17 protein-coding genes are annotated in these 16,223 nt (G+C 40.0%); 12 read left to right on the plus strand and 5 right to left on the minus strand.

The window, feature by feature from the left end; translation table 11 throughout:
- Position 1: 1 nt before the first annotated feature.
- On the minus strand, positions 2–1,060 hold the full coding sequence (locus tag ACHSBP_RS13185) for an efflux RND transporter periplasmic adaptor subunit (RefSeq protein WP_010559218.1): 1,059 nt from the start codon (positions 1,058–1,060) through the stop codon (positions 2–4).
- Between the two features lie 103 nt (positions 1,061–1,163).
- On the opposite strand from ACHSBP_RS13185, the gene ACHSBP_RS13190 reads away from it, so the two are divergent.
- The 5 genes from ACHSBP_RS13190 (at position 1,164) to tsaB (ending at position 6,254) form a co-directional block, all read left to right on the plus strand.
- On the plus strand, positions 1,164–2,048 hold the full coding sequence (locus ACHSBP_RS13190) for a LysR family transcriptional regulator (protein WP_010559217.1): 885 nt from the start codon (positions 1,164–1,166) through the stop codon (positions 2,046–2,048).
- A gap of 15 nt (positions 2,049–2,063) precedes the next feature.
- Entirely contained in the window at positions 2,064–2,369 is a 306-nt protein-coding gene (locus tag ACHSBP_RS13195; protein ID WP_395389104.1) for an MGMT family protein, read from the plus strand.
- Positions 2,370–2,464: 95 nt separating this feature from the next.
- Positions 2,465–3,553 carry an HDOD domain-containing protein gene (locus ACHSBP_RS13200; protein WP_040642555.1) on the plus strand — a complete coding sequence of 363 codons (1,089 nt, stop codon included), beginning with the start codon at positions 2,465–2,467 and terminating at the stop codon, positions 3,551–3,553.
- A gap of 103 nt (positions 3,554–3,656) precedes the next feature.
- A complete protein-coding gene (locus tag ACHSBP_RS13205) occupies positions 3,657–5,570 on the plus strand; it encodes an ATP-dependent DNA helicase (RefSeq protein WP_395389105.1) in 1,914 nt (637 codons plus the stop codon).
- A 3-nt stretch (positions 5,571–5,573) separates the two neighbouring features.
- Positions 5,574–6,254, plus strand: a complete 681-nt coding sequence (gene tsaB / locus ACHSBP_RS13210) for a tRNA (adenosine(37)-N6)-threonylcarbamoyltransferase complex dimerization subunit type 1 TsaB (RefSeq protein WP_010559213.1) — start codon at positions 5,574–5,576, stop codon at positions 6,252–6,254.
- A 51-nt stretch (positions 6,255–6,305) separates the two neighbouring features.
- Here the strand turns inward: tsaB and ACHSBP_RS13215 are convergent, their stop codons facing one another.
- A complete protein-coding gene (locus ACHSBP_RS13215; RefSeq protein ID WP_010559212.1) occupies positions 6,306–7,628 on the minus strand; it encodes an alkaline phosphatase in 1,323 nt (440 codons plus the stop codon).
- An 80-nt stretch (positions 7,629–7,708) separates the two neighbouring features.
- Here ACHSBP_RS13215 and ACHSBP_RS13220 point away from each other — a divergent pair, with 80 nt between their 5' ends.
- The 3 genes from ACHSBP_RS13220 (at position 7,709) to rnd (ending at position 11,547) form a co-directional block, all read left to right on the plus strand.
- Positions 7,709–8,560, plus strand: a complete 852-nt coding sequence (locus ACHSBP_RS13220) for an alpha/beta fold hydrolase (RefSeq protein WP_010559211.1) — start codon at positions 7,709–7,711, stop codon at positions 8,558–8,560.
- A 137-nt stretch (positions 8,561–8,697) separates the two neighbouring features.
- On the plus strand, positions 8,698–10,359 hold the full coding sequence (gene fadD / locus ACHSBP_RS13225) for a long-chain-fatty-acid--CoA ligase FadD (protein WP_010559210.1): 1,662 nt from the start codon (positions 8,698–8,700) through the stop codon (positions 10,357–10,359).
- Between the two features lie 60 nt (positions 10,360–10,419).
- Positions 10,420–11,547, plus strand: a complete 1,128-nt coding sequence (gene rnd, locus ACHSBP_RS13230) for a ribonuclease D (RefSeq protein ID WP_395389107.1) — start codon at positions 10,420–10,422, stop codon at positions 11,545–11,547.
- A 42-nt stretch (positions 11,548–11,589) separates the two neighbouring features.
- Here the strand turns inward: rnd and minE are convergent, their stop codons facing one another.
- Genes minE through minC form a run of 3 tightly spaced genes read right to left on the minus strand, consistent with a single transcriptional unit; the run spans position 11,590 to position 13,369 of the window.
- The gene (gene minE, locus ACHSBP_RS13235) at positions 11,590–11,847 is read right to left on the minus strand and encodes a cell division topological specificity factor MinE (RefSeq protein ID WP_010559208.1); all 258 of its coding nucleotides are present in this window, start codon (positions 11,845–11,847) and stop codon (positions 11,590–11,592) included.
- A 1-nt stretch (position 11,848) separates the two neighbouring features.
- Positions 11,849–12,658, minus strand: a complete 810-nt coding sequence (gene minD, locus ACHSBP_RS13240; RefSeq protein ID WP_010559207.1) for a septum site-determining protein MinD — start codon at positions 12,656–12,658, stop codon at positions 11,849–11,851.
- 12 nt (positions 12,659–12,670) lie between these two features.
- A complete protein-coding gene (minC, locus tag ACHSBP_RS13245) occupies positions 12,671–13,369 on the minus strand; it encodes a septum site-determining protein MinC (protein ID WP_395389109.1) in 699 nt (232 codons plus the stop codon).
- Between the two features lie 136 nt (positions 13,370–13,505).
- On the opposite strand from minC, the gene ACHSBP_RS13250 reads away from it, so the two are divergent.
- From ACHSBP_RS13250 to ACHSBP_RS13265, 4 genes are all read left to right on the plus strand, one after another.
- Positions 13,506–13,784: a YcgL domain-containing protein gene (locus ACHSBP_RS13250; RefSeq protein ID WP_010559205.1), complete on the plus strand. Its 279-nt coding sequence runs from the start codon at positions 13,506–13,508 to the stop codon at positions 13,782–13,784.
- Between the two features lie 35 nt (positions 13,785–13,819).
- Positions 13,820–14,800 (plus strand): lytic transglycosylase domain-containing protein, encoded by a 981-nt coding sequence (locus ACHSBP_RS13255; RefSeq protein WP_395389411.1) that lies wholly within the window; start codon positions 13,820–13,822, stop codon positions 14,798–14,800.
- 101 nt (positions 14,801–14,901) lie between these two features.
- Positions 14,902–15,402, plus strand: coding sequence for a YcgN family cysteine cluster protein (locus tag ACHSBP_RS13260; protein WP_010559203.1), 501 nt, complete (start codon positions 14,902–14,904; stop codon positions 15,400–15,402).
- Positions 15,402–15,911, plus strand: coding sequence for an RNA methyltransferase (locus ACHSBP_RS13265; RefSeq protein ID WP_010559202.1), 510 nt, complete (start codon positions 15,402–15,404; stop codon positions 15,909–15,911). Before ACHSBP_RS13260 ends, ACHSBP_RS13265 begins: the two co-directional genes overlap by 1 nt.
- The last annotated feature ends 312 nt before the right edge of the window (positions 15,912–16,223 follow it).

Raw genomic sequence — 16,223 nt, forward strand, 5'->3', positions numbered from 1 at the left:
ATTATAAGCCTCGCTCTTTAGTCCATGGACGCACTAAGCTTTGTTCAGATAATTGATGTACGCCTGCACTCACGATTTTGTCGCCCGGTTGTAGGCCGCTTTCGACTTCAATACCACTTTTGTGAATTTCACCTAAGGTGATTTTAACTTTTTCAATTGCACCGTCTTTAAAACGCCAAACAAACGAATCTTCACTTGCATCACTAAATACTGCGGTCGTTGGAATAGTGAATTTTTGTTGATCTGAACGGAACACTTTATTTAAATCAATTAGTACATTGCCCGTCATGCCTGCGAGCAGATTAAAATCGCTCGGTAGCGGCAAGGTAAATACCACACGATAACTTAACGTTAACGGATCCGCTTGGGTATCCCATTCTTTAAGTGACAGTGAATACGCCTTATTTGGAAAGCTATCGAATACCACTTGTGGCTTATAATTCGTTTGTTTATCGACACGCGCTACCAATTTTTCCGGAATTTGAATGGTTACGTCCATCAAATCACGGGTTTCGATACGCATAATATTTTGCTTTGCGACAACACTCTCAAAGTTCTTAATAAAGACTTTACTAATGGTGCCGGAAAACGGTGCTCGTAAAACCGTGTATTCTAAATCAGTTTGCGCTTTTTCTAATGCAGAGAGCGCAACTTGCATATTGGCCTTTGCTTGATCTAATTCCGCTTGTGATGCGATGCCTTTTTGTTTTAGGGTTTCGGTACGTTCGAGTTGATTTTTCGCGAGTTTGTAACGCGCTTCTCTGTCAGCGAGCTGCAGTTTAAAATCTTCTGGGTCTAGCTTGGCAAGCACATCGCCTTTTTTAACTGCTTGGCCTGCGAGTGTAGGAAATTCTATTAGCTCGCCATTCACTCTAAACGATAAATAAGATCCTTGATTTGCCTCTACTTTAGCAGGGAAACGCCTGATGTTCGGACTTCCTGAATCAGGTACGGTAAAAAGTTTAACAGGACGAGAAGTGACAGATTCAGTTTTTTCTGGCGCTGCATCTTTGCAGGCAGTTAATAGCATTACTGGTAAACACAGTAAAAAAGCGCGCATCTTATTATCCTAAAAAGAAAAAGTTAATTAACTATAGCCAGAATAACGAAACACAATATAAAATAATATTTATAAAAAATTACTAACTATATAAGTTTTAATAATGAAGTTGAGTCAATTGAAGATTTTAGACGCTATTGTTAGTTCTCAAAGTTTAAAACAGGCAGCTGAAAAGTGTCATAAAACCCAGCCTGCACTGACCATGGCGATGCAAAAGTTAGAACAGGACATCGGTTTTACCTTAATTGACCGCAGTGGTTATCGTTTAAAATTAACGCCAGCTGGTGAGCGCTTTTATAAGCAAGCTAAGCGGGTGTTATCTGGCTGCGATGAGCTTGATAAAATTAGTTCAACATTAGCACTTGGTTATGAACCGAGTATCTGTATTGCGTATGAGCAATTGGCGGGAGACCAGCGTATAAGCCAACTCTTTGGTAAAATTATTAAACAATTTCCGCGTACGCAGTTCAAAATAGTCGGTGGTTCGCGGTTTCAAGCAGTTGAAAAACTCGCCAAAGGAGAGGTTGATATTGGCATTGGTCCTTGGTTTGATATTTTTCACGCGTCAGGGGATTTCCAAAGCGTTTTGCTAAAACCGATCGACGTTATTTTAGTGGCGTCACCCAAAATCTTACCTGAAGGCCGAACAACTTTAGCAAGTGATGAACTTGATGCTATTCCATGTTTAACTTTAAAACCCACTGAATTGCCTTTTGACGATGAAAAATTGTCGTTTGCAAAAGGCTCGCAAGTGGTGATGGTGGAAGAGTTGGCAACATTGCGCTCTTTATTATTACAGGGCGTGGGTTGGGGGTTAGCTGCAAAACACGTGTGTAAAACTGAACTGGAAAATGGCGATCTAGTGCAAATAAGATTACGTGACGACGAAGACCAATTTCAATCTGAATTACGTGCTTTTCGAAGTAATCGTAATTTTTACGGACCGGTTGCCAGTGCAATTTGGCAAGGGCTACAAGAACTTTACTAATTTTTAGATTTTAACATGACGCAAGAAGAAAAAGTACAAGCAATTTTACTGGTGGTCGGGTCCATTCCAAGCGGAAAGGTCTGTACCTATGGCAAAGTAGCAGAAATGGCTTCACTAAAAGGGCATGCCCGTTTAGTGGGAACCGTGATGAAAAAACTGCCAACTGGCAGCCGTATTCCTTGGTTTAGAGTGATTAATTCACAAGGTAAAATTAGTTTCCCCGAAAACAGCGAAAAATTTCATCAGCAAAAATCGCTGCTGGAACAAGAGGGAATTGTGTTTAAAGGAACAAAAGTAAACTTAAAAGTCTGTATGTGGTAGGTATAAAGCGATAGCAAATTTAAATGCATTTGTCGTTTCGTATTTGAGACGTTACGGTTTACAATTAAGCATTATTTAACGTGAATCGCAGTAGTATGTTTAGACGATTAATATCAAAGGTTTTTCCAACTTTAAAGCAAGAAGTTGAAGCGAATCATTACTTCTTTGAAGACACAAAAGATGTGCCTGAAAACCAAGATATTCAATATAATCAAAATACTGCTGACGTGCCTGATCTTACCTTTGAATTAAACAATTCAGTTCATTATCAGGACCGCTTTTTTGAACTGTTATTTAATAGCGCAATTACCACATCTCAGTGCGACCCGATAAATGAATTTATTGAAAGTAAAATCCTACAGTTATTACGCCAACCGCAATATATCTTGAAAGCGTTGCCACTTGTACCGAGTTCGTTAACCCAAGTGATGAATACGCTCAATCAGGCGGAATTTGATGTTGAAATACTTGTCAATCTGATTAGCGATGACCCTGTTATTGCGGCCAAAGTCATTGAACTGGCGAATTCTGCATTTTACAACCGCGCGAATAAGCCGATCTCAGATATAAAAGCAGCATTTATGTTACTCGGGCAAAAAGGGTTGTCTGAAGGAGTGATTAACGGCTTCGTGGCTCAAATGGTACCAAAAGCACAAATCTATTTTAAAAACTATGGTAAGCACCTATGGTCGCATAGCCAGACTACAGGACGTTTAAGCCAACAGTTAGCCGCTAAATATAAAATTAACGCAGAGCAAGCTTATTTAGTCGGTTTGCTCGTGAATCTAGGCAGTATGGTTATTTTTCAATTGATGATTGATGCGTTTTCAAGCGTCTGCCCTGATACTCAGCCAAACGCCCAAAATATTAAACGTTTAGTAACGGATTATGGTCAGCGTTTGACCCTTGATATCGCAAAACTTTGGAACTTTCCGCGCGAAATTTTAGAAAGCTTAGCGGTACAAAATAAGATCAGCACAGAGCATGAGTTGCTAAAATATTCCGAGCGATATCCTATTGGTGCCTGTGTTTATCAAGCTAACCAACTTGCAATGCTATCGTTATTGGTACAACACAATAAAATCGAATTAGAAGATTTCGATTTCAACAATGCAACGATAATGTTACTAACAAATGAAGAAGCGAGTTTACTGATAAATCATAGCGCTAATGCTGTGATTTAAGTCATTAATGCTTGTTAGCTTGCTTATTTAAAACGGCCTTTTTCTTGTTGTCAGTATGCTTAATCGTTACACTTGCACTCCATTTTTAAAACACGTGCTTTAAATGACTAGTATCGACGATTTGTTTGGTAAATCAGGCCCGTTCGCCCTTGCGATAAAAGGGTATGCACCCAGGCAACCACAAATTGATATGGCCAAATCGGTCGCTTTAGCGATTGCAAAAGATGAGCAGGCAATTGTTGAAGCAGGAACAGGGACCGGTAAAACATTTGCTTATTTGGTCCCTGCGTTACTATCAGATAAAAAAGTGATGGTGTCGACTGGCTCCAAAGCACTGCAAGAGCAATTATTCCATCGTGATTTACCTGCGTTGAAAAAGATTCTCGGAAAAGGCAAAAAAATTGCGCTGTTAAAAGGGCGTTCCAACTATTTATGTACTGAACGTTTAAATCAGCACGTTGCCCATGTACCAGTAGACGACCCCGACGTAATGCATCAACTTGCCATGGTGGCAAAATTTTCGGGCGAAACGCGTTCGGGAGATATGGCCGATTGCAGCGGGATAGAAGAAGATGCCAAAGTTTTACCTTATGTCACATCTACAACTGATAATTGTCTTGGTAAAGAATGTCCATCATTTCAAGATTGTTTTGTCAGAAAAGCCCGTGTTAAAGCCATTGAATCAGACTTAGTGGTGGTTAATCACCATCTATTTTTGGCAGATGCAGTTGTTAAAGAATCGGGCTTCGGCGAACTTATTCCAAATGTTAATTGTTATATATTCGATGAAGCACATCAGTTACCAAACATTGCATCAGATTATTTTGCCTCGCGCGTAAGCACACGTATGGTAATCGAGCTTGTTCGCGATATTCGCTTAGTGTATCGCGCTGAGCTCTTCGACATGATCCAGCTGGGCAAAACATTAGATAAACTTGAAACTGCGGTATTTGATTTACGCTTGCAATTTCCAAGTGAAAGCCAACGTGGTGACTGGCAACAAATGATCAAACAAGCCAATGTGTATCGAGCCATTGAACGGGTAATAAACGATATTAGCTTTTTATATCAAGTGCTTAAATTATGTCTTGAACGCAGTGACAAAATTGAAAAATTGTTTGAACGTACAGCCAGCCTAAAAGGCCAGTTAGAAACCATGTATGACGCACAAAAACCGGGATTTAGTTTTTGGTTTGAAACAACTAAGCGTCATTTAACGTTCAGTATTACGCCTCTCAATGTATCAGAACGATTTCGGGCACTTGTTGATAATGCAACGTCGAGCTGGGTTTTTACTTCGGCAACCCTTGCGGTAAATGGTGATTTAACCCACTTCGCAAAAGATTTAGGCTTAAACACCAAGATTATGGAAGTGTACGACAGCCCGTTTGACTACGAAAACCAAGCGTTATTGTGTATACCGCGTTACCTACCTGAGCCGAGTAAATCGGAAATGGGTTTTTCCATCGTTAGCATTGCAAAACAAATGATTAAAGCAGCAAAAGGGCGTTGTTTTATCTTGTTTACCAGTTATCGTATGCTTAACTTAGTGGCAGATGGCTTATCGCACAGCGTTGAATATCCGCTTTTAGTTCAAGGGCAAGCGTCAAAACGTATTTTGTTAGAGAAATTTGTGATGCATGGTAACTCTGTGTTGCTTGGTACAGCATCATTTTGGGAAGGGGTTGATGTACGAGGTGATGCACTGTCGTGCGTGATCATTGATAAATTGCCGTTTGCAGCGCCCGATGACCCCTTATTACAGGCAAAGATGAAATCCCATAGCGGGCAGGGCAACGACCCGTTCTATTCGCTGCAATTACCTGGGGCTGTCATTGCGTTAAAACAAGGCGTTGGCCGCTTAATTCGTGACCGAAAAGATAAAGGCGTGCTGGTGATCTGTGATAATCGCTTAGTGACTAGGGAATATGGTAGAATCTTTTTAGCAAGTTTACCCAATATGGCGCGCACTCGCGATCTCGCAAAAGCGTCTGCATTTTTAGAAAAAATTAAATAGATTATGTCAAATATACTTCTTATAGATGCTGCTACAGAAGCGTTGTCTGTAGCCGTTAGCTGTGATTTAGAAAACGCTCACTTTGAGGTGTGCCCTCAACAACATAGCCAAAAAATGTTGCCGTTGGTCGATAATATTTTAAATAGCGCAAACACGAATCTAAAAGCACTGGATGCTATCGCGTTTGGCCGCGGTCCTGGCAGCTTTACTGGTGTGCGCGTTGGTGTTTCGGTTACGCAAGGGCTGGCATATGCCGCAAATTTACCTGTGATCGGTATATCGAACTTACAAATGATGGCACAACAGGCATTTGACACGACAGAGGCGGATTATGCAATCGCAACGATAGACGCGCGTATGGGCGAAATTTATTACGCAGAATTTAAGCGTGATGAAAATAATCTCGCAGCGTTTATGTCACACGAAATGGTCATAAAACCAGAAGAATTAACCCTACCAGAATACGATGCCGTAGTTGTGGGTACCGGTTGTCAAACGTATAAAGTGCACTTTGAAGCAACAAATTTAACGATTTTAGATGAGATAACGCTACCAAACGCACGTTTTATGACGAAATTAGCAGAGCGTGAACTGGTCGCTGGCAATACGGTGGTTGCCGCAGATGCGCAGCCTGTTTATGTGCGAGACACGGTAACGTGGAAAAAATTACCGGGCCGAGAATAGGTTAAGTATAAAGACTGTGTCGATAACTATCGGCACAGTCTTTGTTTGGGTTTATCTTTGCTTAATGTAGTTAATTAACTGATTTGCGATTTCGGTATTGTCTAAGTGGCCTTTAAAGGCGTCGGCACCTTTACCATACGCTAAAATTGGCACATCAATCGCGGTGTGACCGCCTGTAGTCCAACCTGTATTTGACGCATCACTAATTAGTTGTCGTACATGTTTTACCAATGCTTCTTTTTCTTTGTGCTCATCATCTTTTTCGCTCTTAGCACTGGCGGTAAGCATAGCCAGCTGCTCTGATTGCGATTTATCTAACTTAATGCCAGTTTTGTCTGACCAAGTAGTTAAAAGGTGATCACTTTTCATCAGCGCTTTGGCAATTTTAGTAATACTCGCGTTAACGCCTTTTATTACATCGGTATGCCAAGAATAGTGGCCGTTGGCACCAAGAGTTAACCCACCGGTACTGTGATCTGCGGTAACCACAAGTAAGGTATCTGGATTTTGGTCTACGTATTGTTTTGCATGCTTAATTGCATTGGCAAAATCATCCATTTCAGCCATCGCGCAGGCAATATCGTTAGCGTGACCACACCAATCAATTTGCGAGCCTTCAAGCATTACAAAGAAACCATCACGCTTATTGTTATCAAGTAACGACAGGGTTTTCTTTGCCATATCAGCAAGTCGTGTAGGGTTTTGGTCAATTGCATACGCAAATGCCACATCAGAAAACAAGCCAAGCGCTGGTAGCGACTTAATCGATTCTAGTTTGTCAAAATCATCGACATATTGATAACCCGCTTGTTTGAATTCAGAAACAAGATTTCGGTCATCACGAATAAAATATTTAGTACCACCACCAAGCATTAAATCTACCGCTAGCTTTCCATCTACTTTAACATCAACGTAGTCGTTTGCGATTTCGTCATAGTTACGACGGCTTTCGTTATGTGCGGCGAAACTTGCAGGCGTAGCATGGTTAATTTGTGATGTGGCAACTAACGCGGTAGTAAGGCCTTTAGATTTAGCGATTTGCAGCATCGTAGTTAATGGTTTTTTTGCGGTATCAACTGCAATTGCGCCATTGTAGCTTTTAGTTGCCGTTGAAAGCGCTGTTGCACCCGCAGCACTGTCAGTAACTACTGTATCGTCATCAGGGCTTGTGCTAGCAAGGCCGACAAATAGCTCATCAAAGATAGTACGCTCTACGTATTTAGTACTTTTGTCATCTTTAAAGTAGCGATAACCAGTAGTGTAGGCGGGTCCCATGCCATCACCAATCATATAAATAATATTCTTCGGTGCTTCTGCATACGCTAAACTGCTGCTTGCCAATAATACTGTTGAGGCAATTAACGATTTTTTCATGTGTATTGTTTTTCTGTGTTATTTTGCGCTAAACATAACGTATTTATGCACTAAATTACATTTTTATCGGTGAAATTACATTGCAAGTTACAATAACAGAAACATCGTACGAAATTGATGAATTAAAAATCGCATGTCAGCGATTAGACAATAGCAATACAAAAATTATCGCACTGCATGGTTGGCAAGATAATAGTAATTCATTTTTACCACTTATTAATCAAATGCCTCAATATGATTGGTATGCGATTGATTTCCCAGGACACGGACGTTCAAGCTGGCGCAATAAACAAGCGCATTATTATTTTATTGATTATGTAGATGATGTTTATCGCGTGTTGCAGCAAATTGCTCCAAATGAAAAGGTGATTATTGTTGGTCATTCAATGGGCGCTATGGTTGCTAATCTATTTGCAGCCTGTTTTCCTGATAAAGTTAAATGCGTTATTGCAATTGAGGGACTAGCGTGTGTTACAACACCAGAAAGTGAAGTAACAGCGCAATTAAGAAATGCCATTGAAAGCCGTGCTAAACCAAGTAGTAAGCGCGTGTTTAAACGCTTTGACCAAGTTGTTAATGCGCGACTTGCAGTAAGTGATTTAGATTACGACAATGCTGCACTCATTATGAAAAGAAACACACAGCAAGTAGAAGATGGCATTAAACTTTTGACTGACCCAAAACTCAAACATCACTCTGGCTTTCGCTTTAGTCCAAGCCAATGCCAAGCAATTTGTACAGATACAACTGTACCAATGCTCCTAATAAAAGCGCTAAATGGATTTAAAATAATATCGCAAGCGATTGAAAATTATGGACAACTCTATACAAATTTAGGTGTAATAGAGATCCCTGGTGGGCATCATTGTCATATGGAATATGCGCACGTGATTGCGAAAGAGGTTGACGTTTACGTAAACGGTGTAAACTAAAGTTTGTATAACGTGCTTAAATATGTGAATATTAGCCCTTTAGAGTAATTACTCAATTGTTAAATTGCCTTACATGAATTAAGGTTTAAGTTGAACACAAAAACACAAACAATAAATATAATTTATAGGAGCCTATCGTGGAAAAGATTTGGTTGAAGCGTTACCCAGCAGGTGTTCCTGCTGAGATAGATCCACAGCACTATGACTCCCTGCTTGAACTATTTGAAAAAAGCTTTCAAGACTATGCAGATCTTCCTGCCTTTGAAAATATGGGTAAGGTATATACATACCAACAGATGGATGACGCAACTAAACGATTTGCTTCATATCTTCAAAATCAACTGGGCGTTAAAAAAGGTGATAAAGTTGCGGTGATGATGCCGAACTTATTGCAAACGCCAATAGCAATTCTTGGTACACTGCGTGCGGGCGCGACTGTTGTAAATGTAAACCCGCTTTACACTACGCGTGAGCTTGAGCATCAATTAAACGATTCAGAAACAAGCACTATTATTATTCTTGCTAACTTTGCTCGTACACTTGAAGAAGCATTACCAAAGACGAATGTTAAAAACATCGTAGTTACTGAAATCGGCGATATGTTAGGTGGTGTTAAAAAGCACTTAGTTAACTTTGTTGTAAAACACCTTAAGAAAATGGTGCCAAGCTATAGCCTACCAAACATTATCGATTTCACAGATGTGATGAAATCTGGTGATGTATCTAAATATACGCGCCCACATTTAACGCAAGATTGTTTAGCATTCTTACAGTATACCGGTGGTACTACCGGTGTATCTAAAGGTGCCATGCTTACACACGGCAATATGGTAGCAAACCTTGAGCAAGTAACGGGTTGTTTAGACCCACTACTTAAGAAAGGTAAAGAAATGGTAGTAACAGCGCTACCGCTTTATCATATTTTTGCCTTAACCGCCAACTGCCTAACCTTTATGAAGTACGGTGGTCATAACCTTTTAATCACTAATCCGCGTGATATGAAAGGGTTTATTAAAGAACTTCAGGGCAAAAAGTTTACCGTAATGACAGGTGTAAATACCTTGTTTAACGGCCTGTTAAATACGCCTGGATTCTCAGAAATTGATTTTTCATCGCTAAAAATATCGCTTGGTGGCGGTATGGCAGTACAACGCCCAGTTGCTGAAAAATGGCAAACGGTTACTGATTCTCGCTTAGTTGAAGGTTATGGATTAACTGAATGTGCGCCACTTGTTACTGTTAGCCCGTATGACCTTGCAGCATTTAATGGCTCAATTGGTTTACCAGCACCAAGCACAGAACTTAAAATCGTAAAAGAAGACGGCACTGAAGCAGAACTCGGTGAAGCAGGGGAGCTTTGGGTTAAAGGTCCTCAGGTAATGAAAGGTTATTACAATCGTCCAGAAGCAAGCGCAGAATGTTTAAAAGACGGTTGGTTTGCAACGGGTGACGTTGCTAAATACGATGAAGAAGGCTTCTTCTATATTGTTGACCGTAAAAAAGACATGATTATTGTATCTGGCTTTAACGTATTCCCAAATGAAGTGGAAGAAGTGGTAGCAATGCATGATGGTGTGCTTGAAGTTGCGGCTGTCGGTGTACCACATGAAGTAAGTGGTGAACAAGTTAAGATTTTTGTCGTGAAAAAAGACCAAAGTCTGACAGAAAAAGATATAATCAAGCACTGTCGTGAAAACTTGACCAATTATAAAGTGCCAAAGTTTGTGGAATTCCGCGAAGATTTACCAAAAACAAATGTTGGTAAAATTTTAAGACGTGCACTTAAAGAAGCAAGTTAAATAGGGAATACCCTAAAAAGAAAAACCGGCAATTTGCCGGTTTTTTTATGAGGAAAAGTAGTGCAATACTCATATATTACAGAACAACAAGAATTAGACTCAGCGGTCGCTAGCTATAACAACAAATCGGTACTCGCGGTAGATACCGAGTTTATGCGACGTCGCACCCTTTACCCAGAGCTTGCATTATTGCAAATTTACGACGGTGATCGTATTTGCCTTATTGATCCAACGTTAGATCTTGATTTGTCATCGTTTTGGCAGCTAATGGAAAATCCGAATATTATAAAAGTGTTGCATTCGCCATCTGAGGATCTTGAAGTATTTGCACGCCACGGTAATTGTACTCCAGCGCCCTTGTTTGATACTCAGTTTGCATTAAGTTTATTAGGCGAACGCAATTGTGTTGGTTTTGCCAATATGGTTGAAATGTTACTTGAAGAGCAAATCGACAAAAGTGAATCGCGCACTAATTGGTTGCAACGCCCCTTAACGAAAGCCCAGTTAGATTATGCAGCTGCCGATGTATTTTATTTAATGCCTTGTTTTAACATTATTAAAGAAAAACTAAATGACGATAAGCAAGGGATTGTGTTTGGTGAAAGTGCGGTTATTGCTAATAAACGCAAATATGAAACGCCGTTAGAACTTGCCTATCTAGATATTAAAAACGCGTGGCAACTTAACCCGAAACAATTAGCTGTGCTGCAGCAGTTAGCAGCTTGGCGCTTAAATCGCGCCCGTGAGAAAAACTTAGCACTTAACTTTATCGTTAAAGAGCACATTTTATTCGAGATAGCTAAAACGCAGCCTACTCATTTTGGTGCACTAAAACGTTTATGTGAAGGCGACCAAGGCTTACTTAATCGTTATGGTAAAACCTTGTTAAATCTTGTGAAAATCGGTTTAGATAAAGACGAAGCCGAGCATCCAGAAAAAATCCAACGCTTAATAGACTTTCATGGCTATAAAAAAACGTTAAAAGAGCTACGTGCTAAGCTTGAAAAAATCGCCAAAGACAATGATATTCCACTTGATGTGCTAGCAAGTAAAAAGCAGATGAATCAATTGATCAGCTGGAAGTGGAAAGGCAAGTCTAAGTTTGACGAAGGTGCGCTCTTAAAACCCGATTTAATGACGAGTTGGCGCGGTGAAATGGTTAAGCATTCACTAAAAGACTGGTTTTAAACTAACATTAAAAAAGCCTGCTTCACGCAGGCTTTTTTATGTTTACTTATCGTCAGGCAAAGTGACATTGAGTTCGAGTACAGCCAAGTCATCTTCGTTTTGCTCAAGCTGAACTTGAACCTGATCTTGCTCGATATTTACGTATTTACGGATCACTTCAAGAATATCTTGTTTAAGCTGTGGTAAATAATCAGGCGTACCACGACTTGAGCGCTCATGCGCTACGATGATCTGTAATCGTTCTTTAGCTAAACTTGCTGTTGTTTTCTTTTGTGAGCGAAAGTAATCAAGTAATGACACATTAACCTCCAAATATCCGCTTAAGTAGGCCTTTCTTCTCAGCTTCTAAAAAGCGAAAATCAACTTTTTCACCTAATAAACGGTCAATTGCATCAGAATACGCTTTACCCGCATCAGAGTCTGAATCAAGAATTACAGGCTGACCCGAGTTAGACGCATTAAGCACTGCTTTTGATTCAGGAATAACGCCCAATAAATCGATTGCTAGAATATCTTGAACATCTTCTACCGACAGCATTTCACCCGTTGCAACACGCTCTGCGTTATAACGTGTTAATAGCAGGTGTTCTTTTACGTTTTCAAGCCCTTCTTCAGCGCGTTTTGACTTACTTTGTAAAATACCCAAAATACGATCTGAGTCGCGCACCGATGAAACTTCAGGGTTGGTCGTAACAATTGCTTCGTCTGCGAAGTACAGTGCCATCATTGCACCGGCTTCAATACCCGCTGGTGAGTCACAAATGATAAAGTCGAAATCTTTCTTAAGCTCGTTTAATACCAGCTCAACGCCTTCTTTGGTCAACGCGTCTTTATCGCGCGTTTGTGAAGCAGGTAAAATAAACAATTTTTCTACACGTTTATCTTTGATCAATGCTTGGTTTAAGTTTGCTTCATTGTTGATTACATTAACGAAATCATAAACAACACGGCGCTCACAACCCATAATCAAATCAAGGTTACGTAAACCAATATCAAAGTCGATAATAACGGTTTTGTATCCTTTTAACGCAAGCCCAGTGCCAATCGCTGCACTTGATGTTGTTTTACCAACACCGCCTTTACCTGATGTGACAACAATAACTTTTGCCATGAAATCTATCCTTTAAACCAAAGCTGAAATTTTTAATGATTCGTTTTCAAGTGAAATACATGCAGCATTGCCCCATGATTCACCTTGCAGTGAGTCGCTCAGCCAGTAGTTTCCGTTAATTGAAACTAACTCAGCATTAAGCTTTTGGCAGAATATAACGGATTCTTGCCCTTTTGCGCCAGCGATAGCGCGGCCACGTAATGTGCCATAAACATGAATATTGCCATCGGCAATCACTTCAGCGCCTGGACTTACTGAGCCTGTAATAATGAGATCGCGGTTCTTCGCATACACTTGCTGACCACCACGCACATTACCACTAATAATTTGTGCTGGAACAAATACTTCTTTTTCAACAATTGATGTATTTGCAGCTGATTGTGGTTTTGCTTTAGGTGCTTGGTCTTTACTGTAATTTAGTATTGATAGTTTGTGCAGTTTAGCGGCAGTGTTTTGCTCGTCCGTACCGTTACACACACCTACAGGGTTAAGCTGTAGGTCAATTAAAGCTTGCTTTAACTTTGCAAAGTCAATGTGTTCGTTTGGTACAGACTGAAGGTTTATGACAATTGGCGCACCGAAGAAAAACTTGGGTACTTGAGCAATTTTTTCGTCAAGTTGACTAATCAAACTATCTAGATCGTTTTTAAATAGATGCAATACAGATAGTGTAAAAAGGTTCCCTTTTAGTTCAAAAATTTGTTCCGACATAATCTCAATTATTATTATAAAAATCACAGGCTGATTTTTTAGAAGAATCCAGCCATTAAGCGCAATTTATCTCACTTTTAGTGTATGCCATGGTATAGTGTGACGCAGTGTTACGCAAGAAGTAAAAGGTGTTTGAATGCTCAGTGCAGTGTATAAAAGTAAAAAAAAGGCAGATACCTATCTGTACGTTGAAAAAAGAGATGATTTTTCAAAAGTTCCGGAACCTTTAATGGCAACTTTTGGTCAACCAAGTTTTGTAATGCTAATTAATTTAGCAAAACGTGAACAACTTGGTACGGCTGACCTTGAAAAAGTGAAGCAAGAATTAGCTGAAAAAGGATTTTATTTACAGCTACCGCCAAAACAAGAAAGTTTATTAGATGAATTTAGAAAACAAAATGGAGTCACTGACTAGTGTTTAAAAAACTCGCCCTAATCACAGCAAGCCTTATTTCGGTCTCTACCTTTGCAGATGAAGAGCAAGCAAAATTTAACCAGTACGTTGCAGATTTAAAAATAGAAGCAATTGAAAAAGGGTTTTCACAAAAAATTGTTGATAACGCCTTTGCAACCGTTAAGTTTAAGAAAAAAGTTATTAAAGCGGATAAAAATCAGCCTGAAGTAAAAGAAACGTTAGAAACTTATCTGCCAAAGCGTGTACCTAAGTGGAAGATAGATAGAGCACGTAAACTGTACAAAGAAAATCAAACAGAGCTTGAAAAAATTGCCGCTAAGTATGGCGTACAAGCGCGTTTTATCGTTGCGCTTTGGGGCCTTGAAAGTAACTTTGGTAAAATCCAAGGCTCACATCCGGTTATTTCTTCAGTGGTAACGTTAGCATACGACGGACGTCGCGAGGCGCTGTATAAACGCCAACTTTGGGCTGCGTTAACGATTTTAGAAGAAGGCCATATTGATCTTGACCACTTTAAAGGTTCGTGGGCAGGCGCAATGGGTCAAACACAATTTATGCCAACGTCGTTTAATGCTTACGCGGTTGATTACGACGGTGATGGTAAAAAAGACATTTGGCAAAACAAGCTCGATGCCTTCGCATCTATTGCAAACTATTTGAAAAAAGCGGGCTGGAATGACTCACTAACATGGGGCCGTCAGGTGGTGTTGCCTGAGGGGTTCAATAGTGAACATATTTTGCAGCGTGGCACGCGTACTCGCAAACAATGGCTCGAGAATTGGAATAAATCAGAACGTGGTCTAGCCGATTGGCAGGCACTTGGTCTTCGCCGTACTGATGGCACTGATTTGCCAAATGTTGGAATTACCGCAGCGCTCGTTATGCCAGACGATGAAAATGGCCGTATGTATTTGGCATATGACAATTACAAGGCGCTAATGCACTGGAATCGTTCTTATTATTTTGCGACTTCAGTTGGCTATTTATCAGACCGTATCGGTTACCCTAAAATCTAATCACCTATTTATCGGTGCCAGTCGTTGTATCTGGCACCTTTTTCTTTTCGCTTTTCTCACACAACTAGCTTAAAATGTCGCCCTGAAATTTAGGGGCACATATGTTAGAAGATAAATTTTGGCTTAAAAAGTCGTTGGCAGAGATGAACAACGATGAATGGGAAGCCATTTGTGATGGCTGCGGTAAATGTTGTTTACACACATTTATTGATAGCGATGAACAAGAAGAAAGTTTTGAAAGTACCGATGTACTGCGTGAAGGCGAAGAGATTATCTATACTGCGATTGTGTGTCGCTATCTCGATACTAAAAAGTGTTTTTGTACAGAATATGAAAACCGCACATCTTTAGTGCCTAGCTGTGTAAAACTGACCAAAGATAACATCGATAATATCTTTTTTATGCCACCAAGTTGTAGCTACCGTCGTCTACATGAAGGGCGTGGCCTTGCGTCTTGGCATCCACTTTTAAATAACGGCAGTAAAGCGGTAATGCATCGTATGGGGATTAGCGTTAAAGGCCGTGTAATGAAAGATAACCAAATCGATATGGATTTGTTTGAAGATTACATAGCCGATTGGCCTAAAGAGGACCACGACTAATGAGCAAGGTACAAGTGGTACTGATTAACCCTAAAAGCGCAACAAATGTGGGTGGCGTAATGCGTGCCGCAGGGTGCTATGGCGTTGAAAAGGTTCATCACACAGGTAATCGTTATGGTTTTGCGCAAAAATTTGCAACCGACACAAAACAGCGTATCGATGAAATACCACTGTGTGCACTTGAAAATATTGAAACACTTGTTAAGTCCGATACTAAAATAATCGCTGTTGAATTAATTGATGGGGCAACACCGTTACCGCATTTCGAGCACCCCGAAAACGCCATTTATGTATTAGGACCCGAAGATGGGTCAATTCGTAAAGACGTACTAAAGCACTGCGATGATGTTGTTTATGTACCGACAGTTGGCTGTATGAATCTTGCAGCAACGGTTAATGTTGTTTTATACGACAGGTTAGCAAAGGCTACTAACACTGACTACTCAAGAGAGTTTTTGTTGCAAAATCGCGATAACAATAATCGCGTTACGTTTAAAAAGAAAAACTAGCAATCTCATTTTCACATGCGGCATTAATTCGTATTTTTGCCGCATAGCCAATTCTTACCAATCAACTTCATGCCAACTTTGCCGTATCTGTTTTGCTCAAAGTCATCTAAGAAATATGACAACGCGCACGATTTTTTGTCATGTCAATGAAAAATCACGGTTACATATTCGTTAACAGAATCCCTGTGCGAGATAAAATGCAAATCATTAACAATTGATTTATAACGTAAAAATATCTAAAGATTTCAAATTTACTGCCATGTAATGTAAATGACATGTTTATGAAACCCTTGTGTCATTTTGTGCCTCTAG

This window comes from Pseudoalteromonas sp. XMcav1-K, from assembly GCF_044005875.1.
GTDB classification, from domain to species: domain Bacteria; phylum Pseudomonadota; class Gammaproteobacteria; order Enterobacterales; family Alteromonadaceae; genus Pseudoalteromonas; species Pseudoalteromonas spongiae.